Origin of the sequence: Streptomyces sp. CC53 (genome assembly GCF_001865245.1) — a bacterium.
In the GTDB taxonomy this organism is placed as follows: Bacteria; Actinomycetota; Actinomycetes; order Streptomycetales; family Streptomycetaceae; genus Streptomyces.
Genome location: NZ_MKXB01000142.1, coordinates 1 through 24,994 on the forward strand (window position 1 = coordinate 1; position 24,994 = coordinate 24,994).

Consider the following 24,994-nt stretch of genomic DNA (forward strand, 5'->3'; position numbering starts at 1 on the left):
GGGCGCCCCGGCCCGCCGCCCCCAGCCCCGCGTCCCCGCACCAGGCCGCGGGCGCCCGCAGCCGCCGCCCGTACGGCGCACGCCCGCCACGGCGTCCGCGCACCCCGGCGGACCCGTCACGCCGCCCCGTCCCGCGCCCCCCGCTGCTCACCTCACTCCTGGCGGCACTGCTCGCCGCCGCACTCGTCGCGATCGGCGTGCTCCTCCTGACAACGCGCTGATCAGGGCTTATCTGCCAGTGATCACTGGCGTGGTGGGTGTGGTCGGCGAAAACACGTTACCGACGGGTACACAAAGGGGCCGGGCCCGCATACCCTCACCCCATGACGGACACGCAGGCCACCGCCACCGCAACCGCCCCCGAAGGCGCGGCGCCCGCAGCCGCGGCGCCCACCGGTACGAACCCCGTCGCCCCCGTCCCCGCCGGTGTCCGTACCGCCCAGGACGTCGTCACGCCCGACGTGGTCGCCCGGCTCACCCGGGGGGTCGTCGGATCCGGCCGCACCGCCAACCACACCCCCTTCACCGGCGAACAGCTGGCCGAACTGCCCGAGTCGACGCCGGACGATGTCACCGAGGCGTACCGGCGGGCCCGAGCCGCCCAGCCGGCCTGGGCCGCGACGCCGGTCCGCCGCCGCGCCGCCGTCTTCCTCCGCTTCCACGACCTGCTCCTTGAGCGGCAGGCCGAGGTCCTCGACCTCATCCAGCTGGAGACCGGCAAGGCCCGCCTCCACGCACACGAGGAGGTGCAGGCCGTCGCCATCGCGGCCCGCCACTACGGCGTCCGCGCCTCCGCCTACCTGAAGCCGAAGCGGCACACCGGCGCGGTGCCGACCCTCACCAAGGTGACCGAACTGCGCCAGCCCCGCGGCGTGGTGGGCCAGATCGCCCCCTGGAACTACCCGCTGGAGCTGTCCGTCGGCGACGCGCTGCCCGCGCTCGTCGCCGGCAACGCCCTCGTCATGAAGCCGGACACCGAGACCGCCCTCACCGCCCTGTGGGCCCGCGACCTCCTCGTCGAGGCCGGCCTGCCGCAGGACGCCTTCCAGGTGGTGCTCGGCGAGGGTCCCGTGGTGGGCCCCGAGGTGGTGAAGCACGCGGACTACGTCTCCTTCACCGGTTCCACCCGCACCGGCCGCCAGGTCGCGCAGGGGGCGGCGGCCCGGCTCGTCGGCGTCTCCCTCGAACTCGGCGGCAAGAACGCCATGCTGGTGCTGCGCGACGCCGACGTCGAGAAGGCCGCGGCGGGCGCCGTCCGCGCCTGCTTCTCCTCCGCCGGCCAGCTGTGCATCTCCATCGAGCGCCTCTACGTGCACGCGTCGGTGGCCGACGACTTCCTCGCCCGCTTCACGGCCCGCACGAAGGCCATGCACCTGGGCACCGCCCTCGCGTACGGCGCCGACATGGGGTCCCTCGTCGGCGAACGCCAGCTGGAGACCGTCACCCGGCACGTCGAGGAGGCCGTGGCCAAGGGCGCCACGGTGCTGGCGGGCGGCGTCGCCCGCCCCGACGTCGGCCCCCTCTTCTACGAGCCGACCATCCTGGAGAACGTGCAGGAGCCGATGGCCGTCTGCGCCGAGGAGACCTTCGGCCCCGTCGTCTCCGTCTACCGCTTCACCGACGAGGACGCGGTGATCGCCCAGGCCAACGCCACCCCGTACGGGTTGAACGCCAGCGTGTGGACGAAGGACAGCCGCCGCGGCCACGCCGTCGCCGCCCGGCTGCGCGCGGGCACCGTCAACATCAACGAGGGGTACGCGTCGGCGTACGGCAGCGTCCAGGCGCCCATGGGCGGCATGAAGGACTCCGGCCTCGGCCGCCGCCACGGCTCCGAGGGCATCCTCAAGTACACCGAGGCCCAGACCGTCGCCCAGCAGCGCCTGATGCCGCTCGCCCCGTCCTTCGGCATGGACGACGAGGCGTACGCGGCGTTCATGAGCCGCAGCCTGAAGGTCATGAAGGCCCTCCGCCTGCGCTGACGCCCCACCGACCACCACCACCGCCGCCGACCGCCTGAGGGAGAACCATGCGCGAAGCCCCGCACGACTACGACGTCCTGGTGATCGGCTCGGGCTTCGGCGGCTCCGTGTCGGCCCTCCGCCTCACCGAGAAGGGCTACCGGGTGGGCGTCCTCGAAGCGGGCCGCCGCTTCACCCGGGACACCCTCCCCAAGAACTCCTGGGACATCAGGAACTACCTGTGGGCGCCCGCCCTCGGCCTCTACGGCCTGCAGCGCGTCCACCTCCTCGGCAACGTGATGGTGCTGGCCGGCGCGGGCGTGGGCGGCGGCTCCCTCAACTACGCCAACACCCTCTACGTGCCGCCCGCCGCCTTCTTCCAGGACCGCCAGTGGGCGCACATCACCGACTGGCAGGAGGAGCTGGCCCCGTACTACGACCAGGCCAGGCGCATGCTCGGCGTCCGCCTCAACCCCACCACGACCCCCTCCGACGTCCACCTGAAGGCCGCGGCGCGCACCCTGGGCGTGGAGGACACCTTCCACCACGCCCCGGTCGGCGTCTTCTTCGGCGACGGCAGGGACGCGGACGGTACGGCGCCGAAGACCGCGCCCGGCGGCGGGTCCCCCGACCCGTACTTCGGCGGCGCCGGGCCGGTGCGGCGCGCCTGCACCGAGTGCGGCGAGTGCATGACGGGCTGCCGCCACGGCGCGAAGAACACCCTGACGGAGAACTACCTGTACCTGGCGGAGAAGGCCGGGGCCGTGATCCACCCCATGACGACCGTCACCCGGATCACCCAGCAGGACGACGACGCGTACGCCGTCACCGTGGTGCCCACGCAGCGCCGCAGGAACGGCAGGACCCGCACCCTCCGCTGCCGCCACGTCGTCGTCGCGGCCGGCACGTACGGCACCCAGACCCTCCTGCACCGCATGAAGGACGAAGGCCACCTGCCCCGCATCTCCCGGCGCCTGGGCGAACTCACCCGCACCAACAGCGAGGCCCTCGTCGGCTCCCAGACCACGGACCGCCGCTACGCGAAACGCCACGGCGGGAAACCCGACTTCACCCGGGGCGTGGCCATCACCTCGTCGATCCACCCCGACGGCAACACCCACATCGAGCCGGTCCGCTACGGCAAGGGCTCCAACGCGATGGGCGCCCTCTCCGTCCTCCAGGTCCCGTACGCCCGGAACCGGGTGGGCGCCTGGCTGGCGAACGCGGCCCGCCACCCCGTCCAGGCCCTGCGCTCGCTGTCCAACCACCGCTGGTCGGAGCGCACGATCATCGGCCTCGTCATGCAGTCGCTGGACAACTCCCTCACCACGTACCGCAAGGAGAAGGGCCTCGGCAAGGGCCTCCTCACGGCCCGCCAGGGCCACGGCGCCCCCAACCCGAAGCAGATCAAGGCGGCGACGGAGGCGGCCACCGCGATCGCACAGGAGATCAACGGCTTCGCGGGCTCGAACGTCGGCGAACTGATGGGCCCCCCGCTGCCCGCCCACTTCCTGGGGGGCTGCGTCATCGGCGCGACACCGGACGACGGCGTCATCGACCCGTACCACCGCCTGTACGGCCACCCGGGCATCTCGGTCGTCGACGGCGCGGCGGTCTCCGCGAACCTGGGCGTCAACCCGTCCCTGACGATCACCGCCCAGGCCGAACGCGCGATGTCCCTGTGGCCCAACAAGGGCGAGCCCGACCCCCGCCCCGCCCAGGGCGAGGCGTACGCCCGGGTCGCCCCCGTCCAGCCGAAGAACCCCACGGTCCCGCAGGACGCCTTCGCGGCCCTGAAGCTGCCGTTGCTCCCGGTCCCGAAGGTCCCGCCGAGGACCTGACCGCGGACCCGCTCACGGAACCGATCACGGGCCTGACGCGGGCCTGACCGCGGAGCTGTCCGCGGACCCGCCCCCGGTCAGGCCGCGGGCATGAGAGAGGCGCTGCACCCCCCTCCGAGTGCAGCGCCTCCCTGGCTTCTCAGCCGCGACCGTTACGCGGTGGTACCGCTATAGCGGCGACCGTCACGCAGTGGCACCGCTGTTGCGGCGCTTCAGCGCGAACACGACACCGGCACCGGCGACGATGGCGACACCACCGGCGATACCGATGGTCGGCAGCATCGAGGAGGAACCGGTCTCGGCGAGGCTGCCGGTGACGGGCAGCTCGGACAGGTTGCCCTGCGGGGCCGGCTTGTTGTCGCTCTTGCCCGGCTTGCCCGTGGCGTCGTCGACCTTGCCCGGCTTGGCGTCGGCGGCGAGGATCTCGAACTCGTAGGCAGTCTCCTCGCCGAACTCGCAGATCCCGTTGTCGGTGATGTTGACGCCGGAGGCAAAGGCGACGCCGTAGCCGGCCGGAGCCTTGTCGCTCACCATCAGACGCATCGGGGCCTCGGCGTACTCACCGGCCTTCAGGTCCAGGGCGGTACCGAAGTAGCCCCACTCGTCGGTGATGGTCTTCCAGCCGTCACCCACGTTCGCCTGGACGGTGATGAACTTCGACATGTCGTCGAACTTCTCGCCATCGACGGCCTCGGTGTAGAGGTACGCCTCGACCTCGTTGAGGACCTTGTCGGAGTTGTTGACGACGCGGAAGGTGAACTCCTTCCAGCCGGAGCCGGCGACGACCTTGGACGGCAGGCCCTGGAGCTCAGCGTCGACATCCTCGTTGTCGACGGCGTCTATGCAGACGTCCTCCTCGCCCTCGGCGCCCTCCTCCTCCTTCTGCTCGTCCTCCGACGGCTCACCCTCGTCCTTCTTCTCCTCGCCGTCCTTCTCTTCCTCCGGCGTGGTTGCGGGCTGCTCTTCCTCGGCCTTCTCCTCCTCGGAGGACTTCTGCTCCTCCTCGGTCCCCTCGGAGGCCGTGGCCTCCGGGGAGCCGCTCTGGCTGTCGTTCTCCGGGGTGTCGTTCTCCGCGTCGCCGGACTCGGCGCCCGGGGTCGCCTCGACGCTGGCCTCGGGGCTGGCGGACGGGCCTTCGGTCGCGTAAGCGGCCGGGGACATCAGGAACGCGGCAGGCGTGATGACGGCGGTCGCCGCGGCGACGGCCATGGCACGACGGAGCTTCAAGTCAAGACCTCGTGGTCCGGGCGTGCCACCGGGTGTGGCACGAAAGTCCTATGGGGCCGCGCTCGGCTCTGGTCCGGGCGTGGCCGTGGGTTTCGCATAGGTGACCTGCGACGTGAGGGATTGGTTGCACGATCCCTGACAACTTCCTTATGTGACCTGTGTCACTCGTCTGCATGCGTGGCGTACATGCGCGTTAACGGCCGGTGATCATGTGCGGTTCAATCCCTGCCCCACCGTTCTCCAGCGACGTGGACCTGCTGCGGTCCGAAGCGTGGCGGCAGGTTGTCGTAGCAGCTTCTGTGGCTCTTCGTGCCCTGAGGGGCGAGGAGGCATAGGGCTGCCTCTCGTAGTCCCTTGGGCGCCCCCGGATGTCGGGGCGCCTTCGGCTTCGGGTCGCGTGCGACATGCGCAAGGGGGCGGAGTGGCCGCCGAACCACGACAGGCCCGCGAAGAGTCACGGCTCAAGGTGGCCGGGAGGTTGGCCCAAGGTCCGGCGAGTCCGGTGGTACCCGATGCCTCGACGGCGGGCGCATCGGCCTGGAGCCTCATAGGCGGCAGCCGTTTGTGCTTTCGCGACCCCTGCATCTCGCAGCGCGGAGAACGGCCTGTCCCACTGTCCCGGGACCAGACCGTAGAGCAGATGGCCGGGTAACTTACATGCAGACAGGTCAAGTTGAGAGGTATGGCCGTTCGCGTGTGTGCAGACTTGAGTACGGGTCAGATGGATGTGGGCGGGAGGCGTCGAACCTGGAGAACGGGGGCCTGGGTCGGGGCCAGTCTGGGTGTGGTGACTGCGCTCGCCGCCGTGGTGGCGATCGGGAGAATCTGGGAGAGCTGTGACATCGGTGTGAGTTCCTCTGCCAACTCGGCGGTGCTGCTCGTCCTGTCACCCTTCGTGTGGGTCCTGTCGGCGGTGCTCTGGGCCCTGCCGCTCGCAGGGTGGGGCCGGGTAAGTCGAGGGGTGGCCGTGGTGCTCGGGGCGGTGGCCAACCTGCTGTTCGTGTGGTTCCTCGTCTCGTGGCTGGGTGTGCTCGATTCGTATCCGGATCCGCGCTGTCCCGGGAACGTGCCGGCGTGGTGGCCGGGGTTCCTGCCTGTAGGACGGGGCGCGCCCCAGGCGCCGGGGCGAGTCGCCGCTGCCCGGAACTACGTGGGCAGCAGGGTGACCACGTGGTGGAACAGGGCGCGGTCGCCCTCGGTGGCCTTTGCGGCGAGGAGGACCCCGGTCGCCTCGTCCACCGTGAAGTGGCACGTCAGGGCGTCGTCCGGGGCCCACGCGCTGAACGGGAAGGTGCGCAGCGGGCGGACCGTGGCCGTGAAGGAGTACGGGGACGAGGGCGTGACGTGTGCCAGGTGGGAGACGATGCGGGCCGGGGTGAGGAGTTCGGCGAGGCGGGCCGCCGCCGGGCTGGTCTGGTCCGGCTCGTAGTCGCCCGACAGTGTGAGGGTCCCCGCCGCGCACGTGACGGTCCATGAACGCTCCGACGGTACCGGCGTGAACGTCAGGTCCTCGTGCGTCTCCGCGTCCACGCGGACCTCGGCCCTGAGCCGTGCCGGTTCCAGCAGGGTCCTCGCCATGCGGGCCAGGGCCCGTGCGGCGTCGGGTGAGGAGGGTGCGGCCTCGGCGTGCAGGCCGGTGAGGCGGGCCGTCGCCAGCGTGCCGTGCGCGTCCGTGAGCTCGGCCGCCGTGAGGAAGCCGGTCGCCGGGTCGACCCGTACGGTGAGGGTGCCGGCGCCCGGGGGAAGCCACGGGTCCTCGGGGGAGGCGAACAGGGGGTGCGGGGCCAGCGTCAGTTCGACCGTGCCGTCCTCCGTGCGCCGTGCGGACAGCACCTCGCCGATGCCCCGCACCAGGCGTGCCGGGTCGAGCAGTGCCGCCCACGGCTCGTCGCTGTCCTCCTCCCGCAGCGTGCGGGTGGAGACGCCGGTGAGGCGGATGGTCCGCGCCTCAGCCGGACGTGGTTCGGGGCGTTCCGACACCGGGCGCGGGCCGTAGCGGCCGCCCAGGTCGGGCTCCGCGTCGCGCGGCGCGTACGTGAGCTCGACCGACGCCTGCACGCGGGCGTCCTCCGCCGCCGTCGCCGCGATCCGGGACAGCGCCCAGGCCGCCAGGTCCGCGGGGTCGTGGGGCGGTTCGCCTAGCCAGTGGGGAGCTGCCATGAGGCCCAGGTCTCCTCAGCGCCGGGACGGTCCGGTGCCCACTGCACGTACAGGACGCGGTACGGATGGCCCTCCGGGGGACTGCCCGGGACCTCGACCGTGTACGAACCGTCGTTGTTGTCGGTGATCCGGCAGCCAGGATCAGCGATCCCGGTGCCGCAGGCCAGGACTCTCTGGCGCCGCGTGTCCTCGTCCGGGATGCCGGACGCGTCGATCCTGCTGTGCAGCATGAAGGAGGCGTACGAAGGAGGGGAGGGCGCCTTCACCGTGACCCTCACCGGGGCGCTTCCGTCTGCCGCCCGTGCGGTGGGCGGCCAGGTGAGGCGCTCCGGTGGCGTCTTCCCCTCCCCGTCGCCCCACGCGCCGGCGACCAGGGGGAGGGCCGCGGTGTCGCCGGTCAGGTGCGCGGACGGCGTTGCGGGATCCGCGGACGGCGCCGGGGACGCGGGCCTCGCGGGCTTCTCAGGTGCCGGCGAGGCCGGCGTCGTCCGCCGGCCTTCGGAAGGCGCCGGTGTCGACGGGGCACCGCCCGTGCAGGACGCGAGCAGGGCGGCGGCCCCCAGTGCCGCCGCCCCCCGTGTCGCCCGGACTGTCAGCCGGTGCACTTGATCTCTTTGTCGTTCTGGTTGTACACGTGCGCCGAACCCCTGCCCTGGGGACCGGACACGTAGAAGCGGGCCTGGCCCTTGTAGCGGTACCACGTGCCCTTCTTGCAGCCCTTCGGGGCGACCACGCGCAGGTTGCGGGTGTTCTTCTTGCCGCCCTTGCCGGTGCTCAGGTGCTCCCAGCCGTACCAGCGGGAGCGCGACAGCGTGCCCTCCGTGGAAAGGTTGGGGGCGACCTGGCCGCACTTGGTGTCGAAGTGCACGTTGATGGTGCTGCGGGTGGTGTGCGAGTTGTGCGGGTAGTCCACCGAGGCCTTGCAGAGGTACGGCAGGCGCTTGGCCGCCGCGCTGACGAGGCCCGCCGCCGCGGAGGCGGTGGCTTCCTCGGTCAGGTCCTGCTCGGCGAGTGCGGCGTCCCCGGTCGGCAGAGGCAGGTCCGCCTCGGCGATGTCGATGACCTCCGTCGTGTCCGTACCCTCGGCGGCGGCCGGAAGCGGGTCCGCGGCGAGAGCGGTGCCGCCCGTGGTGAAGGCTATTCCGGCGGCGAGCGTCACCGCGGACACGGACCTGATGATCCGCAGCCCGGGGCGCACAGAAGTGGCCACAAGTTCCCCCATGTGGTCGTCGGTGTGGTGAGAAGGCGAGTGCCGTGGTCGGCGGCGCTCACCGGAGTGCCACTCTGCTGGCCGACGATCGCGAGCCCAAGTCCTTTGCGGCTGCAGGGACGCGATAGCGCCATCGCGGGACGGGCGGAAGCATCGGCCCGTGCTGCCCTGTCTGCGGGGCGCGGCCCGTTCCTGTAGGGAGTCCGGGGCGGTGGCGAGGGAGGAGCTGCCCGGTGCTGAGGGCTGCGGATATGGCGGGAAGTCGCCTACGGAAGTCGCTGTTCCGGGTCAAGTGCCGGGTGCCGGGTCTGGGGCCCGACGCCGGGTGCCGGGTCCCCCGGAGGGCCGGACGCCGGGGGACCCGCGCTCGCCGCGGTCGGAGGCGGACGCAGGGCCCCGCTGTCGGCGCCGGCATCGGGGATGCGCCGGGCCGGGCGCGGCGCACCGGTGGGAGGGGGAAGACGGCGCCGCTGGGACGGAAGGCCTTGATGCGGCCGGTTCCGGGCGTCCCCGGAACCGGCCGCTCTTCGGGTGACCGGGCTGCTGTCCCCTGCCGTCCGGTCACGCACGCCGGAACGCGGTCCCACGGCGCATCTGCCGATGCGCCACACGATCCGGCGGAGCCACGCGTGGTTTCTCCGGCCCGCCCCTGGCTGGCGCGGACACCCCGTCCAACGAAACGAGTGTGAAGCGGGTCACGCTCCGTACGGGTGAGTGTGGCCCGCCGCCCGGCGGAGGTGGGCGCGGTCGGGCCGGCGTACGGGTGGGTGCCGCCGGTCTCGGGGCGGAGGCGGGCGCGCCGGGGTCTCCGTGAGGGGAGGCGCGCGGCCGTGGCACCGGGCATGGTCCCTTGCCGGGCCGCCCGCCAGGTCCGCCCCGCATCGCCCGGCCCCAGGGCCATCGACCGCCCCCGCTCCCCTCCGTCGGGTGCGCGCCCCGGGCACCCCGTGCGCGGTGACGCGTCAGACGCGCCCCCGGCACAGCTCCAGCACCGTCATCGCGAGGGACGTGCCCGGCTTGCCCAGGGCCCGCCGGTAGTGGGCCAGGACCTCCATCTCGCGCGCCAGGTTCACGCGGCGGCCCCCCGACGCGATGCGGGCGTCCTGGATGACCGCCGACACCGCCATCCGCTCCTGGATCAGGCCGATGATGTGGGCGTCGAGGGCGTCGATGCGGTCGCGGGCGTCGGTGATCGCCTCCACCGCCTCGGTCGTGTGCGCGCCGGTCCGCTCGGCGGGCGTCTTCGCGGGCGCGGCCTCAGCCGCAGGGGCGGCCACGCCGTCGGAAGCGGGCGCGGGCGCGGCCCCGGGAGCAGGTGAGGTCGCGGGGGTCCTGGTGGCGGTCGTCATGGCGGGTGGGCTCCTGTCCGTGTGAGCCCCGGTCGAGGACGGTGAGCCCGGTGCGGAAACGACGAGCGCCCCGGGCCTGTCCGGCCCGGGGCGCCTGTCGAAGTCGCTGTCAGCTAGTTGCTACGCAGCACGACCGTGGCAGCCGGACCAGCCGGTGCCATAGGTAAAGACGAAGGTCGAGTGCGTGTGCATGGCCGACAGTATGGGCTGCCTTCTCCCGGTACCGCCAGTCGGCCGCCCCGTACGTTCGGATGGTGAGACGAATTCGTTCCTCCGTGCGCCGGTAGAATTGGCCAATACCGACCCTCTCCCACCGCCGGAAGGCCGCCGAAGTGTCACCAGCGTCCCCCGCCGCCGCCCCCGACAGCACCCCGGACGTCGTCCTCGTTGTCGACTTCGGCGCACAGTACGCCCAGCTCATCGCCCGACGCGTCCGTGAGGCCCGGGTCTACAGCGAGATCGTCCCGTCCACCACGCCGGTCGCCGAGATGCTCGCCAGGAACCCGAAGGCGATCATCCTGTCCGGTGGTCCCTCCTCCGTGTACGAGGAGGGGGCGCCGCAGCTCGACCGCGCGCTGTTCGAGGCCGGCGTGCCGGTCTTCGGCATGTGCTACGGCTTCCAGCTCATGGCCACCGTCCTCGGCGGCACCGTCGACAACACCGGCGCCCGCGAGTACGGCCGGACCCCCCTGCACGTGACGAGGAGCGGCTCCACGCTGTTCGAGGGGACGCCCGACGAGCAGTCGGTGTGGATGTCGCACGGCGACGCCTGCTCGGCCGCGCCCGAGGGCTTCACCGTCACCGCCTCCACCGACGTCGTGCCCGTCGCCGCGTTCGAGAACGACGAGAAGAAGCTGTACGGCGTGCAGTACCACCCCGAGGTGATGCACTCCACGCACGGCCAGCAGATCCTGGAGCACTTCCTCTACCGCGGCGCCGGCATCGAGCCCTCCTGGACCACCGGCAACGTGATCGAGGAGCAGGTCTCCCTGATCCGCGAGCAGGTCGGCACCAGCCGCGCCATCTGCGGGCTGTCCGGCGGCGTGGACTCCGCCGTCGCCGCCGCGCTCGTTCAGCGCGCCATCGGCGACCGGCTGACCTGCGTGTACGTCGACCACGGCCTGATGCGCAAGGGCGAGACGGAGCAGGTCGAGAAGGACTTCGTCGCCGCGACCGGCGTGCAGCTGAAGGTCGTCGACGCGCAGGAGCGCTTCTTGAACGCGCTCGCCGGGGTCACCGACCCCGAGGAGAAGCGGAAGATCATCGGCCGTGAGTTCATCCGCGTCTTCGAGCAGGCCCAGGCCGAGATCATCGCCGAGGCCCCGGGCGACGAGCCCGTGGAGTTCCTGGTGCAGGGCACCCTGTACCCGGACGTCGTCGAGTCCGGCGGCGGCACCGGCACCGCCAACATCAAGTCCCACCACAACGTGGGCGGTCTCCCCGAGGACCTGGAGTTCCAGCTCGTCGAGCCGCTGCGCAAGCTGTTCAAGGACGAGGTGCGGATGGTCGGGCAGGAGCTCGGCCTGCCCGAGGAGATCGTCCAGCGCCAGCCCTTCCCCGGCCCCGGCCTCGGCATCCGCATCGTCGGCGAGGTCACCCGGGACCGCCTCGACCTGCTGCGGGAGGCCGACGCCATCGCCCGGGAGGAGCTGACCGCGGCCGGACTGGACCGGGACATCTGGCAGTGCCCCGTCGTCCTGCTCGCCGACGTGCGCTCCGTGGGCGTGCAGGGTGACGGCCGGACCTATGGCCACCCCATCGTCCTGCGGCCCGTGTCCTCCGAGGACGCCATGACCGCCGACTGGACGCGGATGCCGTACGACGTCCTCGCGCGGATCTCGACGCGGATCACCAACGAGGTGAAGGACGTCAACCGCGTCGTCCTCGACGTGACCAGCAAGCCGCCGGGCACCATCGAGTGGGAGTGAGCCCGCCTCCACCGGGCATCCTCGGAGCCGCCGTCCGCAGCAGCGGGCGGCGGCTCCGCCGTTGTTGAACGCGGGAGCGTCCGCTTACGTATGTCCTGTGAGGTTCAGCGAGGGCGAAGCGAGGGGCGACGATGACGGACAAGCGTGACGGGACCGCGGCCGTACCGGGGGACGGGTCCGGCGGGACCACCGCCGCACGGGGGGAGGGGCCGCACGGCGGCTGGCGGGAGACCGCGACGCGGTACGCGCTGCTGCCGCTGCGGGTGTTCCTCGGCGTGACCTTCGTCTACGCCGGGATCGACAAGCTCACGGACCCGCGGTTCCTGGCCGCCTCGGGTCCCGGCTCCGTGGGGGAGCTGATGGCGGCCGTGCGGGACACCTCCGCCGTGCCGTGGCTGGTCGACCTGGCGCTGAAAAACCCGGAGGGGTTCGGCTACGCCATCGCCTTCGGGGAGGTCGCCGTGGGGCTCGGCACCCTCGCCGGGCTCCTCGCACGGGTCGCCGCGGCCGGCGGCGCGTTCCTCTCGCTGAGCCTGTGGCTCACCGTCAGCTGGCAGACCGACCCGTACTACTACGGCAACGACCTCGCCTACCTGATGGCCTGGCTGCCGCTCGTGCTCGCCGGGGCGCCCGTGCTGTCCGCCGACGCGCTGCTGGCGGAGCGGCGGAGGGTCCGCAGGCGCAGCCGGTAGGCGATCCCCGCAGCGACCGCCGCCAGGGTCAGGCCGCCGGACAGCAGCGGGAACACCGCGTACCAGGGCAGGTCCAGGGCGCCGTCGGCGTCGGCCGCGTACAGGGCCGCCACCGCGAGCGCCGTGGCGCCCGCCAGCAGCCGGCCCGGCCGGAACTCATGAAGCAGCACGGGTCACCTCCACCACACCGACGACCGTCTCCGCCGTCAGATCCAGGATGCCGCCCGGAGTGACACCCTCCGGCGGCGGCAGCGTACGGGTCACGTTCTGGTCGGGGCCGGCGTACTCCTGACCCCCCGGCAGCAGCACCGCGCCCATCCCCACCTCGGCGTGCAGCGTCACCGTCACGTCCCGGGGGACCACCACGTGCAGGCGGCCCATGCCCAGCTCGGCGGAGACACCGGTGGTGGTGCCCGCCGCCACGGGCAGGTCCCGCAGGTCCAGGGTCGCCTCGCCGTTGCCCAGGTCGTAGTGCGACCGCAGCTCCGGCGCCGACGCCGGCGCGATGTCCGTGTGCCCCCAGCGGGTGTCGATCTCCCGCGGGACGACCGCCGCGCCCGCGAGCAGCAGCGCCGTCACCACCGTCATGAAGACCGTGCCGAAGCCCGTACGGCCCAGGAACGAACTGAGCACCAGGCCCAGCCCGAACACCGCGAGGGCCGCGGCCAGACCGATCTGCAGGGCCTCCCCGAACGGCCGGTCGGCCCACGACGCGGCCGTGCCGACGCCGCCGGCCAGCAGCGCCAGCAGGAACACCAGACCGCCGATCGACCGGGGCGCACGCTCCTTCGCGGGCTGCGGCGCGGGGGCCGCCACCCCCGCGCCCCACGCCGGCTGCTCCCGCTCCGCCGCCGGCGCGTCCGGCGGGCCCCACAGGTAGCCCACGGGCACCGGGCCCGTGGACCCGTCCTTCACGATCGGGTCCCGCCACCAGGAGGGCGCGCCCGGCGGGGGCGGCGCCTTCGCCTCCGGCGGCGCCTCCACGACCGCGGTGTGCCCGGGCGCGGCGGGCGCCGGCTCGTGACCGGGCCCCGCCGCCGCGGTCGACCGGCGCTGCGACCAGACCGCCGCGCCGCTCACCGCGAAGACCAGCAGGATCGCGAAGCCGACCGCGTCGCGGTTGGCGCCCAGCATGGTGAGGAACAGGCCGCAGCCGACCAGCGCCATCAGGACGGCCGTCAGCGACGAACCGCCGACCCGGCCGGACAGCAGCCGCCGCGCCTCGGTCTCCTCCTCGCACTCGGCGGGCAGCAGCAGCCACGCGAAGCCGTAGAAGATCAGGCCGAGGCCGCCCGCGACCGCGAGCACACCGGTCGCGACCCGGAAGACCACCGGGTCCAGGTCGAAGTGGCGGCCGAGGCCGCCGCACACCCCCGCCATCACCTTCTGCCGCGTGCGGCGCAGCGGGGGGTGCGGCGCCGGCCGGTCGGGTGCCCCGTCGGGCCCTGGCGCCCCCGGCTGGGCGGCGGGCGGCGGCGTCGCGGATGTCATACGACCATGGTGACGGCCGCCGCGCCGGGACGGCAGCCGCCCGGACCCTGGCCGGTCCCTGATATTCCGCTCCCCGCGCGCGGCCGCCGGGTCAGGGTGGGGGTCAGGGCCGACCCTGATGTTCCGCAGCCGGGGGCATGTGACCATCGAGGCATGCCAGCCGCCGTCCCGCGCCCGTCCGCCCCCGCCGCCGACGCCCCGCCGCCGCGCAAGCTGTACCGCAGCGCCGACGGGCGGATGCTCGGCGGTGTCGCCCGTGGCCTCGCCGGGCACCTCGGGCTGCCCGTCGTGTGGGTGCGGCTGACGTTCCTCGGACTGTTCCTCGCCGACGGCCCGCTGGCCGTCCTGCTGTACGCAGCCCTCTGGATCGCTGTGCCCCTCGGCGTCGGCGGGCGCTCCGCGGAGCCGCGCAGCCTGTTCGAGACCACCCCGGACGGGCGCCGCAGGCTCCGCAAGCCCGACACCGGGCAGGTCGTCGCGCTCGTCGCGTTGCTGGTCGGCATGTCCGTCTTCATCCGCAGCCTCGACCTCGGGGGCGACGCCAACCGGTACGTGTGGCCGGCACTGCTCATCGGGGTCGGCGTCGTCCTCGTCTGGCGGCAGGCCGACAACGCCCGCCGGGCCCGCTGGACCGACGCGGGCCGCCGCAAGCAGCTGTTCCAGCTCGCCCGCGGTCTCGCCGGGGTCGCCCTCGTGGGTCTCGGGCTGACCGTGTTCCTCGTGGTGCGCGGCTCCGCCGCCCAGCTCGGCACCGCGCTCACCGCCGCCCTCGCCGTGCTCGCCGGGATCGCCCTGCTCGCCGGGCCCTGGCTGGTCCGCATGTCGCAGGACCTGACCGAGGAGCGGACCATGCGCATCCGCGCCCAGGAGCGCGCCGAAGTCGCCGCGCACGTCCACGACTCGGTGCTGCACACCCTCACCCTCATCCAGCGCCGCGCCGACGACCCCGCGGAGGTCCGCCGCCTCGCCCGCGCGCAGGAGCGGGAACTGCGCACCTGGCTGTACCGGCCGGAGGGCACCGGCAAGGACGAGGACGACGAGCCCGCCACCCTCGCCGACGCGGTGCGCAAGGCGGCCGCGGAGGTGGAGGACAAGCACGGGGTGCCGCTGGAGGTCGTGGTCGTCGGTGACTGCCCCCTCGACGAGAAGCTGGCCGCGCAGATGCAGGCCGCGCGTGAGGCGATGGTGAACGCCGCCAAGTACGGTGGCGGGGAGGCGTCCGGCGGCGGGGGCCTCGGCGGCGGGGCCGTGCAGGTGTACGCCGAGGTGGAGGGCCTCACCGTCTTCGTGTCCGTACGGGACCGGGGCCCGGGCTTCGACCTCGGCGCCGTCCCCGCCGACCGCATGGGTGTACGAGAATCGATCATCGGCCGGATGCAGCGCAACGGCGGCACGGCGCGGGTGAGGTCGGTGCCGGGGGAGGGCACGGAAGTGGAGCTGGAGATGCAGCGGGCGGTGTCGGAGGCCGAGCCCGGCACGGCGCCGCGGACCGCGCCGGGACCGGCGCGGGAGTCGGAGTCGGAGGAGACGGGCGCATGAACACCGAGGGCACGAGCGGGCAGCAGCAGGGGGCGGAGCGGCACGTGCGCGTGGTGCTCGTCGACGACCACAGGATGTTCCGCACCGGCGTGCAGGCCGAGATCGGGCGCACGGAGGAGACCGGGGTCGAGGTCGTCGGGGAGGCCGCCGACGTCGACCAGGCCGTCACCGTGATCACCGCGACCCGCCCCGAGGTGGTGCTGCTCGACGTGCACCTGCCGGGCGGCGGCGGCGTGGAGGTGCTGCGGCGGTGCGCCTCGCTGATGGCGGCGCCGGAGCGGCCGGTGCGGTTCCTCGCGCTGTCCGTGTCGGACGCGGCCGAGGACGTCATCGGGGTGATCCGCGGCGGCGCCCGCGGCTACGTCACCAAGACGATCACCGGCGCGGACCTGGTGGACTCCGTCTTCCGCGTGCAGGAGGGCGACGCGGTGTTCTCGCCGCGGCTGGCCGGCTTCGTGCTCGACGCGTTCGCGTCGACGGACGCGCCGCCGGTCGACGAGGACCTGGACCGGCTCACGCAGCGGGAGCGCGAGGTGCTGCGACTGATCGCGCGCGGCTACGCGTACAAGGAGATCGCGAAGCAGCTCTTCATCTCGGTGAAGACGGTCGAGTCGCACGTGTCGGCGGTGCTGCGCAAGCTCCAGCTGTCGAACCGGCACGAGCTGACGCGCTGGGCGACGGCCCGCCGGCTCGTCTGAGCCCGCTGCCTCCTCCGCGCGCGGGTGTCCGGCGAACACCGACGGCAACGCCCGCTTCTACGGCTGCTGCCTCCTCCGCGCGCGGGTGGCCGTGCCGCCGTCCGCCGCCTCGGCGATCGCGTTCACGGCGCCTCCTGCGCGCATGGGTGGCCGTGCCGGGGGAGGCGCGCTCAGCCGACGCGGGCCGCGCCCGCCCACGGCATCTCGTCGATCGACGCGATCCGGACCGTGGAGCCGGTGCGGGGTGCGTGGATCATCTTGCCGTCACCGATGTAGATCCCGACGTGGCTCAGCCCCGAGTAGAAGAAGACCAGGTCGCCGGGGGAGAGCTGGGAGCGGGCCACCCGCTGCCCGGCGTTGATCTGGCTGTACGTGGTGCGCGGCAGCGCCACCCCGGCGGCCCGCCACGCGGCCTGGGTGAGCCCCGAGCAGTCGTACGAGGACGGGCCCGTGGCGCCCCACTGGTACGGCTTGCCGATGGCCCCGTAGGCGAAGGCGACGGCCTTGGCGGAGCGTGCCGTGGGGGCCGGTGTCCGGGGTGCCCGGACGGGCCCGGTGCCTGCCGTCGGGGACGGCCCGGCCGCGGGGGAGAGGGCGGCCCGGCCGGAGCGGTCCGTACGGGGCTCCGCACCCGGGCGGCCCGGGTCCCCGCCGTGCGCGTGCGGACCGGCTTCGTACGCGGCCCGTTCGGCGGTGGTGAGCCGGGCGAGCAACTTCTCGGCGGCGTCCAGCCGCTGCCGCACGGTCGCCTTGTGGCGGTTCAGCTCGTCCTGCCGGGCCTTCAGGTCCCGGGTCCGGTTGGCGGCCTCCTGCCGCAGCCGGTCCAGGTCGACGAGCTGGCCGCGCAGTGACGCGACGGCGGCGGCCTGCCGCGCCCCGGCGGCCTCGGCGAGGGCGGCGCCGCGCAGATAGCGCTCGGGGTCGGCGGACAGGGCCATCCGCAGCGCGGGACTCAGGCCCCCGGACCGGTACTGGGCGGCGGCCGCCGCGCCTAGGGAGTCACGGGCGGAGTTGAGGCGCTCGGTGCGCCGCGCGGCCTCGTCGCGCAGCGCGTCCAGCCGGACGCGGGCCTGGTCGGCCTTCTCCTTGGCGCCGTTGTACTTCTCGGTGGCGATCTCCGCCTCGTGGTGGAGGCGGTCGACCTTTGCCTTGACCTGCGCGGCGGTGAGCTGCGGTTCGGCGTGGCCCGAGCCCTCGAAGACGGTGGCGGTGGCCGCCCCGGCGAGCGCGAGCGTGGCGGCCGTGCGACCGGCCTGTCCGCTCAGCGGGGGCTGCTTGGGCTTCCGGTGCGCTGCCACGAGGGCGGTCACTTCCTTCGCTGCGTACGGGTGGGGTGCGGGACGGGGCGTGGGGTCGGCGTCGCGGGGCGGGCCCGGACGGGTGGGGGAGCGGTGGCGGTGGGGGCGGTGGGGGAATCGTTGCGGCGCTGGTGGACCGGCCACGGCGTGGCCGGGTGCGGCGCTTGTGGTGCGGCGCTTGTGGTGCAGGGGCATGGGGCGTGCGGAGGGGGAGGTGTGCGGTGGCCGGCTGGTGGGGAGGTCCGGCCACCTGGGGAAGGACGCTAGGCCGGGGTTTCGGGGAGGGCAGGGAAGTGACCGCTATTGGCCGCAGTTGAGTGCTCGTTCACCGTCCACGACCGGACGGGACAGTGCTGAATCGCATCTTCCGTGCCACCCGCGACCGTTGCCGCGAAAGAGGCCGACCTCGGTGGTCGCAGGTGATATGGCCGGGACTAGGCTCCCACCATGGACGTCCTCATCAATGTCTTCGTCGCCCTGCACATCATCGGGATCGGCGCCCTCCTGGGTGGCTTCCTGACCCAGATGAAGGCCCTGGGCGCGGGAACGGCCCGCATGGTCCCGGCCATGCTGCACGGCGCGCTGACCATGCTGGTGACCGGCGTCGCCCTGGTGGGGCTCAGGGAGGCCCAGGGCGCCGACCTCAACCACATCAAGATCGGCGTCAAGCTGGCCGTCCTGGTCGTGATCCTCGGCCTCGTGTACGTGAAGCGCGACGACGAGCACGTGGAGAAGGGCGTCTTCGCCGCGGTCGGCGGCCTCACCGTCGTCAACATCTTCCTCGCCACGCTCTGGACGTGACGCGCAGGGCGGGACGGCGGTGAGGCCCGCGGCCGGTCACGCCGGGCGGACCGCCCCGTGGAGGGGCAGGGCGGACAGGGGCTCCTCGCGGACCGCGGCACCGGGCGCCAGCGCGTGGATCACCATTCCGCCGCCCGCGTACACGCCGACGCGGCCGCCGTCCTCGGAGAAGAAGACCAGGTCACCGGGGAGCAGCTCGGCGGCGGAGACCCGCCGGCCCGACTCCGCCTGTGCGCCCGCACCGCGGGGCAGGTCGACTCCCGCGGCCCTCCACGCGGCCTGCGTCAGTCCCGCACAGTCGTAGGAGCTCGGACCCGTCGCACCCCGCACACAGGGCTTGCCGATCTGGGCGCGGGCGAAGGCGAGGACCTTGTCCGCCTTGGCGGCGTGGCCCGCGTCGGCGTCGGCCGCCCGGCCGCCGCCGTCCCCGCCGGACTCCGGTGCGGCGCCCGTCCCGGTGACCGGCGACGCCTCCCGGGGAAGGGGGGCCCACGCGGTCGCCGTCTGCGGTCCCCAGACCTGCTCGCAGACCGGGAGGCGTTCCGGTGACCAGCAGGGCGCGTGCCCTTCCTGGACCTGGTCCGGCTCCGGGCCCGTGTGGAATGCGACCGCCTCCTGAGCCGGGGGCGGCTCCTGGGCCGGGGGCGGCTCCTGGGCCGTGAGCGGTGCCTGCGCCTGGTGGGCTGGAGACGGCTCCTGGGCCTGGAGCGGCGCGGGTGCGCCCTGGGGCGTCGTCTGCTCTCCGGTCTGGAGGGGCGTGCGGATGTCGTGCATCAGGGAGAGCGCCGGGGTTTCCCGGGTGTAGGGGAACGCCTGGGCCTGCTGGGCCCGGAGGTGTGGCTGCGTCGCCTGGGCAAGGGCAGGAGCCTGTGCGCGGTGCGCCGCCGGTTCCTCCGCCCGGGGGCGAGCCTGCGCCCCGGTGGTGTGGGGGAGCTCCAGGCATTCGGGCACGTGGGGAAGTGCCGGGGCGTCGTGGGCCATGATCGGCGCCGGCTCCGGTGCCGTGAAGGGCGGGCGCGCCTCCTGGGCCCGGGGAAGCGCCCGGGCCGACTGCGCCGGATCGGACGCCTCGGCCTTCAGGGACTGGCGGGCCGCCTCCGCCGCCCGTGCGGCGTGCTCCGCCGTCCCGCGCCCCTCCGCACGGTGGCGGCCCTCCGCCTCCCGCCGCCGCTCCTGCGCCGCCGGCCGCTGCCGCTCCTCGGCCGCCAGCCGGTCCAGCAGCGCACGGCCCCGTGTGAGCTTCGCCTGCACGGTCCGCTTCGCGGACCGCAGCTCGTCCTGCGAGACCGCGGGCGTCTCCCGTACGCGTGGCGCGTCCGCCTGCTGCCGGTCCCCGTCCGCCTGCTGCGCCCGGCGCTCCGGGGCAGTCGTCCGCCCCCGTTCCCCGAGCCGCTGCGGGGGAGTGCCCCCGAGCGGGCGCCGGTCGTGGTCCGCCGGCGCGTCCGGCACGTCCGGCACGGACAGCAGCGCCGCCGTACGGCCGAGAGGGGCCGTCCCGTACGGCTCCGGCGTGCGGGCCCCGGAACCGGGCTGCGTCGCGCCGGGGGTCCCGCTGCCGCGGGCCGCCCCGCCGGGCAGGCCGCCGACGGTGTCCCGCTGCCGGTCGGCGGTCTCCCTGGCCCTGCCGGGGCGCTGGGTCGCGGTGCCGGCCTGGCGGTACAGGTCGTCGACCTTGCGTTGGACCTCCTCCACCGTCGGCCTGTCGTCGCCGGGGGCGGCCGACGCGTTCTGGGAGGACAGCAGCGTCATGGAGGCGAGGGCGGCCGTGGTGAAGCCGACGGCGGGGGCGTGCGAGCGGATCGCACGGGTGGTGCTGGGGCTGCGCTGCTTGCGATGCGACGCCAAGGGTCGGCATCTCCTTCCGTGGGCCGCCGCGCCGGCCGGTGGAAGGGCAGGCAGGACAGGCCGGAATCGGCGGAGCGGCGCGGTCGGCGGGGATCGCCGAAAGGGGGACGGGCCGCTTGGGCGAGCACGCTAGCCAACCTGTGGTGGCGCTGTGAAGGATGATGCACGATATGCCCGATACGTTTCCGTGACCTTTTCGATGTTCGTTCGCTCCTTCACTAAGGCCACGCCAGAGCGTTGCGCACCGTGACGAGTCGGGCGCGGAGGTGTGTGCAGAGGCGAACGCGGACACGGCAGGCTCGGCCTGCGGGCGGAAGTGAGACCGGCAGGTGCGGGGCGGATCCGGCGGCCGGCCGGGGTGCGGGCCCGGCGCGGACGGGCAGGCGCGCTGCGGGCACGGAGACGGGCGTGGAGGCGGGCACGGAGACGGGCGACGGCGGCCGGGCCCTGTGAGTCCGGGCACCTCTCCCGTCCTGTGGTCCGGATCCGGACCGCAGTGTCGGTGGGGCGGCCTAGACTCGATAGGCGATGAGCAGCAGCCTCTTTGACGACAGCTTCCTGGCGGGCTTCGCCGACCACTCCGCGGAGGAGCCCCCGCCGCCCGAGGACCTCGACGGCGGTGCGCCGCCCGCGGAGGAGGTCCCGGACGACCTCTTCGGGGGCCGCTTCGACCTGCCCCCGGATCCGGACGCCTACTACCGGGACGGCGCCCCGCGCCCCGTCGTGGACCCGGCGGCCCTGCTGGAGGGCATGAACGAGCAGCAGCGCGCCGCCGTCGTCCACACCGGCTCGCCACTGCTCATCGTGGCCGGTGCGGGCTCCGGCAAGACGCGCGTGCTCACCCACCGCATCGCGCACCTGCTGGCGACCCGGGACGTGCACCCCGGGCAGATACTCGCCATCACGTTCACCAACAAGGCCGCCGGCGAGATGAAGGAACGCGTCGAGCAGCTCGTCGGCCCGCGCGCCCACGCGATGTGGGTGATGACCTTCCACAGCGCGTGCGTCCGCATCCTGCGCCGCGAGTCCAAGAGGCTGGGCTTCACGTCCTCGTTCTCGATCTACGACGCCGCCGACTCCAAGCGGCTCATGGCGCTGGTCTGCCGCGACCTGGACCTCGACCCGAAGCGGTACCCGCCGAAGTCCTTCAGCGCCAAGGTCTCCAACCTCAAGAACGAGCTCGTCGACGAGGAGACCTTCGCCGACCAGGCGGCCGACGGATTCGAGAAGACCCTCGCCGAGGCGTACCGGATGTACCAGGCGCGGCTGCGCGAGGCCAACGCCCTGGACTTCGACGACATCATCATGACGACGGTCCACCTGCTCCAGGCGTTCCCGGACGTCGCCGAGCACTACCGCCGCCGCTTCCGCCACATCCTCGTCGACGAGTACCAGGACACCAACCACGCGCAGTACACGCTCGTACGGGAGCTCGTGGGCACGGCGGGCGGCGAGGGCGACCCCGAGCCGGCCGAGCTGTGCGTCGTCGGCGACGCCGACCAGTCGATCTACGCGTTCCGGGGCGCGACCATCCGCAACATCCTCCAGTTCGAGGAGGACTACCCCGACGCGACGACGATCCTGCTGGAGCAGAACTACCGCTCCACGCAGACCATCCTCTCCGCGGCCAACGCCGTCATCGAGCGCAACGAGAGCCGCCGCCCCAAGAACCTGTGGACCAACGCCGGCGCCGGCTCCCGCATCACCGGGTACGTCGCCGACACCGAGCACGACGAGGCGCAGTTCGTCGCCGACGAGATCGACCGGCTCACGGACGCGGGCGAGGCGAAGGCCGGCGACGTGGCCGTCTTCTACCGGACCAACGCCCAGTCGCGCGTCTTCGAGGAGATCTTCATCCGCGTCGGCCTGCCCTACAAGGTCGTCGGCGGCGTGCGCTTCTACGAGCGCAAGGAGGTCCGGGACGTCCTCGCCTACCTGCGGGTCCTCGCCAACCCGGAGGACGCCGTCCCGCTGCGCCGCATCCTGAACGTCCCGAAGCGCGGCATCGGCGAGCGCGCGGAAGCGATGGTCGAAGCCCTCGCCCTGCGCGAGCGGATCACCTTCCCGCAGGCGCTGAAGCGGGTCGACGAGGCGTACGGCATGGCCGCGCGCTCCACGAACGCGGTGAAGCGCTTCAACCAGCTCATGGACGACCTGCGCACCATCGTCGAGTCCGGCGCGGGGCCCGCCGTCATCCTGGAGGCGGTCCTGGAGCGCACCGGCTACCTCGCGGAGCTCCAGGCGTCCACGGACCCGCAGGACGAGACCCGTATCGAGAACCTCCAGGAGCTCGCGGCGGTCGCCCTGGAGTTCGAGCAGGAGCGGGGTGAGGAGGAGGGCGCCGGCACGCTCGCGGAGTTCCTGGAGCAGGTGGCGCTGGTCGCCGACTCGGACCAGATCCCGGACGGCGACGAGGAGGGTGACGGCGTGATCACGCTGATGACCCTCCACACCGCCAAGGGCCTGGAGTTCCCCGTGGTGTTCCTGACCGGCATGGAGGACGGGGTGTTCCCGCACATGCGGGCCCTCGGCCAGGCCAAGGAACTGGAGGAGGAGCGCCGTCTCGCCTACGTCGGCATCACCCGTGCCCGCGAGCGCCTCTACCTGACCCGCTCCACCCTGCGCAGCGCCTGGGGGCAGCCCGCGTACAACCCGCCGTCCCGCTTCCTGGAGGAGATCCCGGAGCAGCACATGGACTGGCGCCGCACCGGCCGCAGGGTCGGCGCCCCGGCGGGCGGCCCGGCCACCCCCGCGTCCGGCGTGGCCGCCTCCCTGTCGGCCCAGCGCGCCCGCTCCGGCCCGGCGGGCTTCGCGACGCGGCGGACGACGGACCGGCCGGTGATCGCCCTGGCGGTCGGCGACCGGGTCACGCACGACCAGTTCGGGCTCGGCACCGTGACGGCGGTGACGGGCACGGGCGGCGACGCCCAGGCCACGATCGACTTCGGGGACAGCAAGCCCAAGCGGCTGTTGCTGCGGTACGCCCCGGTCGAGAAGCTGTAGCTGCGGCCGAGCGGTCACCGCTCACGAGGGAAGGGGCGCCTCCTGGGCGGGGGCGCCCCGTTCGCCACCGGGCCCGCCGGTGTGGCGGGCCGGCCTGCGGCAGGTCAGCCCGTGGGGCTCAGGCCGTGGCTCCTCAGCCACGCCTCCGGGTCGACGGCGGTGCCACCGCCGGGGCGCACCTCGAAGTGGAGGTGCGGGCCCGTGGAGTTGCCGGAGTTGCCCGAGTACGCGATGACGTCACCGGCCTTGACCGGGCCGGAGCGGATCTTGGCGGTGCTGAGGTGGCAGTACCACGTCTCGGTGCCGTCCTTGGCGGTGACGATCACCATGTTCCCGTACGCGCTGTTCCACTGCGTGCGCACGGTGCCGTCCGTGGCCGCCATCACCGGCGTGCCGTACTGGACGGGGAAGTCGATGCCGGTGTGCAGGGACATCCAGTTGACGCCTGCCTGGCCGTAGCGGGCGCTGAGCTGGTGCAGTTCCACGGGGAGGGCGAACTTGGGGCGCATGGCCTCGCGCCGCGCGGCCTCCTCCGCCTTCCTCTTGCGCTCGGCCTCCTGGCGTTCCTTGAGGTCGATCCGCTCCTGCGTGCGGCTGGCGCGGTCGCCGAAGTCGCGGGCCCCGGTGTCGAGGGCGGCGAGCTGCGTGTCCAGGGCCTGGTTGGCGACGGCCGGCTTCACCGGGGGCACGTCCGAGGCCACCGATGCCGCCTCCTCCTTGCCGTCCGCGGTGGTCAGGCCGCTCACGGACGCGGCGGCGATACCGGCGACACCCATCACGCACGCCGACGGGACGGCCACGGTGAGCAGGGCCGACCGCTTGGCGGTGGGCCGTCGCCGGCCGCGGCTGCCGCCGGCGCGGCGCACGGGACGGGCGGCGGCAGCCGCGGCGGATCCTGCGGTCACGACGGGCTCGGGATCGGTCTCTTCGGCGCCCGCGTCCGCGTGGTCGGTGCCCTCGCCGTAACCCTCGTAGCCGTCGTAGCTCTCTGAGGAGCCGTAGCCGGAGGAGTCGTAGGGGTGGCCGTCGCCGTAACCGGCGTATTCCGCACCGAAGTCGGACGTACGCGCCGTGTCGGAGTGCGCTTCCTGCTCGTTTCCGTCAGCGGGGTGCTCGCCCGCGGATCCGGCGGGGGCGTCGGCGGCGCGCCCGGACGAAGTGGTGTCCGCCCGTCCGGCCTGGTCGGCCGTCGCGTAGTCGTACTGCTCCGGCACGAACGTTTCGGGGGTGTGCTCGGCCCGGCCGTCGGCCAGGCCCGGGGTGTCCGCGGCCCCGGCGCCAGCCGGCGCGTCGGCCCAGGCCGTGGCGTCGTAGGAGCCCGTGTCCAGTCCGCCGGCGTACCACTGCCCGGTGGTGTCGTAGGCCGAGGTGGGGGCGAACTGCTGCGCGGCATCCGCCTGTTGGGCCTCGTGCGCCTGGTTCCACGCGCCCGCGTCCCACTGCCCGGTGTAGCCGCCGGCGTCCCAGTGCTGGGTGGTCGCCGAGGCGGCCCCGACCCATGTGCCGGTGCCGTACTGGCCGGTGTCGTACGAGCCGCTGTGCCCGGCGTCGTAGCCGCCCTGGGAAGCGGAGTCGTAGGAGGTGGCGTAGGCGCCGGTGTCGTACGCCGTGGTGCCGTAAGTCCCGCTGTCATAGGTGCCGGTGGCGTACGCCCCGGTGTCGTAGGTGCCGGTGCCGTACGTTCCGGCGTCGTACCCGCCCGTCTCGTGGCTGCCCGTGGGGTAAGCGCCGCGGCTGGGACAGTCGGCGTGGGGGTGCTGGTCGTTCACCAACTTCTCTCTCGCCTCGGCAGCAGGACAAGGTCTGGGTACGGCCCCCGGAGGACGCCCAGAGGGGAAGCAGTGGGCGCGACTGTACCCGGCGGTATGCGCGAGCGACAATCTTCCACCGGTTTTACGCCCGGCGGAAACGGGCATTCGGCCGCCTTTCGGCGGAGCGCACACCGAGCCTTGGC

Annotated in this window: 17 protein-coding genes and 2 pseudogenes; 9 read left to right on the forward strand and 10 right to left on the reverse strand. The window is 73.5% G+C overall.

Annotation, left to right across the window (positions count from 1 at the left end; translation table 11 throughout):
- From BJP40_RS34900 to BJP40_RS13960, 3 genes and pseudogenes are all read left to right on the forward strand, one after another.
- Window positions 1-221: pseudogene (locus BJP40_RS34900) on the forward strand (hypothetical protein); the annotation flags it as partial.
- 102 nt (window positions 222-323) lie between these two features.
- Window positions 324-1,979, forward strand: coding sequence for a succinic semialdehyde dehydrogenase (locus BJP40_RS13955; RefSeq protein WP_071280643.1), 1,656 nt, complete (start codon window positions 324-326; stop codon window positions 1,977-1,979).
- A 47-nt stretch (window positions 1,980-2,026) separates the two neighbouring features.
- Window positions 2,027-3,799, forward strand: a complete 1,773-nt coding sequence (locus BJP40_RS13960; protein ID WP_071280644.1) for a GMC family oxidoreductase N-terminal domain-containing protein — start codon at window positions 2,027-2,029, stop codon at window positions 3,797-3,799.
- A gap of 183 nt (window positions 3,800-3,982) precedes the next feature.
- Here BJP40_RS13960 and BJP40_RS13965 read toward each other — a convergent pair whose 3' ends face one another.
- The 5 genes from BJP40_RS13965 to BJP40_RS13990 form a co-directional block, all read right to left on the reverse strand.
- Window positions 3,983-5,026: an LPXTG cell wall anchor domain-containing protein gene (locus BJP40_RS13965; RefSeq protein WP_226962500.1), complete on the reverse strand. Its 1,044-nt coding sequence runs from the start codon at window positions 5,024-5,026 to the stop codon at window positions 3,983-3,985.
- 1,146 nt (window positions 5,027-6,172) lie between these two features.
- The gene (locus tag BJP40_RS34285; protein ID WP_071280647.1) at window positions 6,173-7,186 is read right to left on the reverse strand and encodes a hypothetical protein; all 1,014 of its coding nucleotides are present in this window, start codon (window positions 7,184-7,186) and stop codon (window positions 6,173-6,175) included.
- Entirely contained in the window at window positions 7,165-7,416 is a 252-nt protein-coding gene (locus BJP40_RS33635) for a hypothetical protein (protein ID WP_143065946.1), read from the reverse strand. The genes BJP40_RS34285 and BJP40_RS33635 overlap by 22 nt, the downstream gene beginning before the upstream one ends.
- A gap of 362 nt (window positions 7,417-7,778) precedes the next feature.
- Window positions 7,779-8,408 carry a hypothetical protein gene (locus BJP40_RS13985; RefSeq protein WP_143065947.1) on the reverse strand — a complete coding sequence of 210 codons (630 nt, stop codon included), beginning with the start codon at window positions 8,406-8,408 and terminating at the stop codon, window positions 7,779-7,781.
- Window positions 8,409-9,358: 950 nt separating this feature from the next.
- The gene (locus BJP40_RS13990; RefSeq protein WP_079169183.1) at window positions 9,359-9,745 is read right to left on the reverse strand and encodes a chorismate mutase; all 387 of its coding nucleotides are present in this window, start codon (window positions 9,743-9,745) and stop codon (window positions 9,359-9,361) included.
- 332 nt (window positions 9,746-10,077) lie between these two features.
- On the opposite strand from BJP40_RS13990, the gene guaA reads away from it, so the two are divergent.
- Window positions 10,078-11,673: a glutamine-hydrolyzing GMP synthase gene (guaA, locus tag BJP40_RS13995; protein ID WP_071268154.1), complete on the forward strand. Its 1,596-nt coding sequence runs from the start codon at window positions 10,078-10,080 to the stop codon at window positions 11,671-11,673.
- A gap of 131 nt (window positions 11,674-11,804) precedes the next feature.
- On the forward strand, window positions 11,805-12,365 hold the full coding sequence (locus tag BJP40_RS14000; protein ID WP_071280650.1) for a DoxX family protein: 561 nt from the start codon (window positions 11,805-11,807) through the stop codon (window positions 12,363-12,365).
- Here BJP40_RS14000 and BJP40_RS14005 read toward each other — a convergent pair.
- Together BJP40_RS14005 and BJP40_RS14010 are read right to left on the reverse strand one after the other, a co-directional pair.
- The gene (locus BJP40_RS14005) at window positions 12,263-12,535 is read right to left on the reverse strand and encodes a hypothetical protein (protein WP_071280651.1); all 273 of its coding nucleotides are present in this window, start codon (window positions 12,533-12,535) and stop codon (window positions 12,263-12,265) included. The two genes, BJP40_RS14000 and BJP40_RS14005, sit on opposite strands and share 103 nt — an antisense overlap.
- Window positions 12,522-13,856: a PspC domain-containing protein gene (locus BJP40_RS14010; protein ID WP_071280652.1), complete on the reverse strand. Its 1,335-nt coding sequence runs from the start codon at window positions 13,854-13,856 to the stop codon at window positions 12,522-12,524. The genes BJP40_RS14005 and BJP40_RS14010 overlap by 14 nt, the downstream gene beginning before the upstream one ends.
- 153 nt (window positions 13,857-14,009) lie before the next feature.
- Between BJP40_RS14010 and BJP40_RS14015 the strand changes: the two are divergent.
- Both BJP40_RS14015 and BJP40_RS14020 read left to right on the forward strand, forming a co-directional pair.
- Window positions 14,010-15,311, forward strand: a pseudogene (locus BJP40_RS14015) (PspC domain-containing protein); the annotation flags it as partial.
- A gap of 80 nt (window positions 15,312-15,391) precedes the next feature.
- Entirely contained in the window at window positions 15,392-16,093 is a 702-nt protein-coding gene (locus tag BJP40_RS14020) for a response regulator transcription factor (RefSeq protein ID WP_071280653.1), read from the forward strand.
- A 170-nt stretch (window positions 16,094-16,263) separates the two neighbouring features.
- Here the strand turns inward: BJP40_RS14020 and BJP40_RS14025 are convergent, their stop codons facing one another.
- Complete coding sequence (locus tag BJP40_RS14025) at window positions 16,264-17,391, reverse strand: NlpC/P60 family protein (protein ID WP_071280668.1); 1,128 nt, start codon at window positions 17,389-17,391, stop codon at window positions 16,264-16,266.
- A gap of 447 nt (window positions 17,392-17,838) precedes the next feature.
- Between BJP40_RS14025 and BJP40_RS14030 the strand changes: the two genes are divergently transcribed.
- Window positions 17,839-18,192 (forward strand): hypothetical protein, encoded by a 354-nt coding sequence (locus tag BJP40_RS14030; RefSeq protein WP_071280654.1) that lies wholly within the window; start codon window positions 17,839-17,841, stop codon window positions 18,190-18,192.
- 36 nt (window positions 18,193-18,228) lie between these two features.
- Here the strand turns inward: BJP40_RS14030 and BJP40_RS36305 are convergent, their stop codons facing one another.
- Window positions 18,229-20,037 (reverse strand): C40 family peptidase, encoded by a 1,809-nt coding sequence (locus tag BJP40_RS36305; RefSeq protein ID WP_071280655.1) that lies wholly within the window; start codon window positions 20,035-20,037, stop codon window positions 18,229-18,231.
- Between the two features lie 528 nt (window positions 20,038-20,565).
- On the opposite strand from BJP40_RS36305, the gene pcrA reads away from it, so the two are divergent.
- A complete protein-coding gene (gene pcrA / locus BJP40_RS14040; protein ID WP_071280656.1) occupies window positions 20,566-23,040 on the forward strand; it encodes a DNA helicase PcrA in 2,475 nt (824 codons plus the stop codon).
- Window positions 23,041-23,144: 104 nt separating this feature from the next.
- Here the strand turns inward: pcrA and BJP40_RS14045 are convergent, their stop codons facing one another.
- On the reverse strand, window positions 23,145-24,809 hold the full coding sequence (locus tag BJP40_RS14045; protein WP_371258639.1) for a M23 family metallopeptidase: 1,665 nt from the start codon (window positions 24,807-24,809) through the stop codon (window positions 23,145-23,147).
- Window positions 24,810-24,994: the final 185 nt, after the last annotated feature.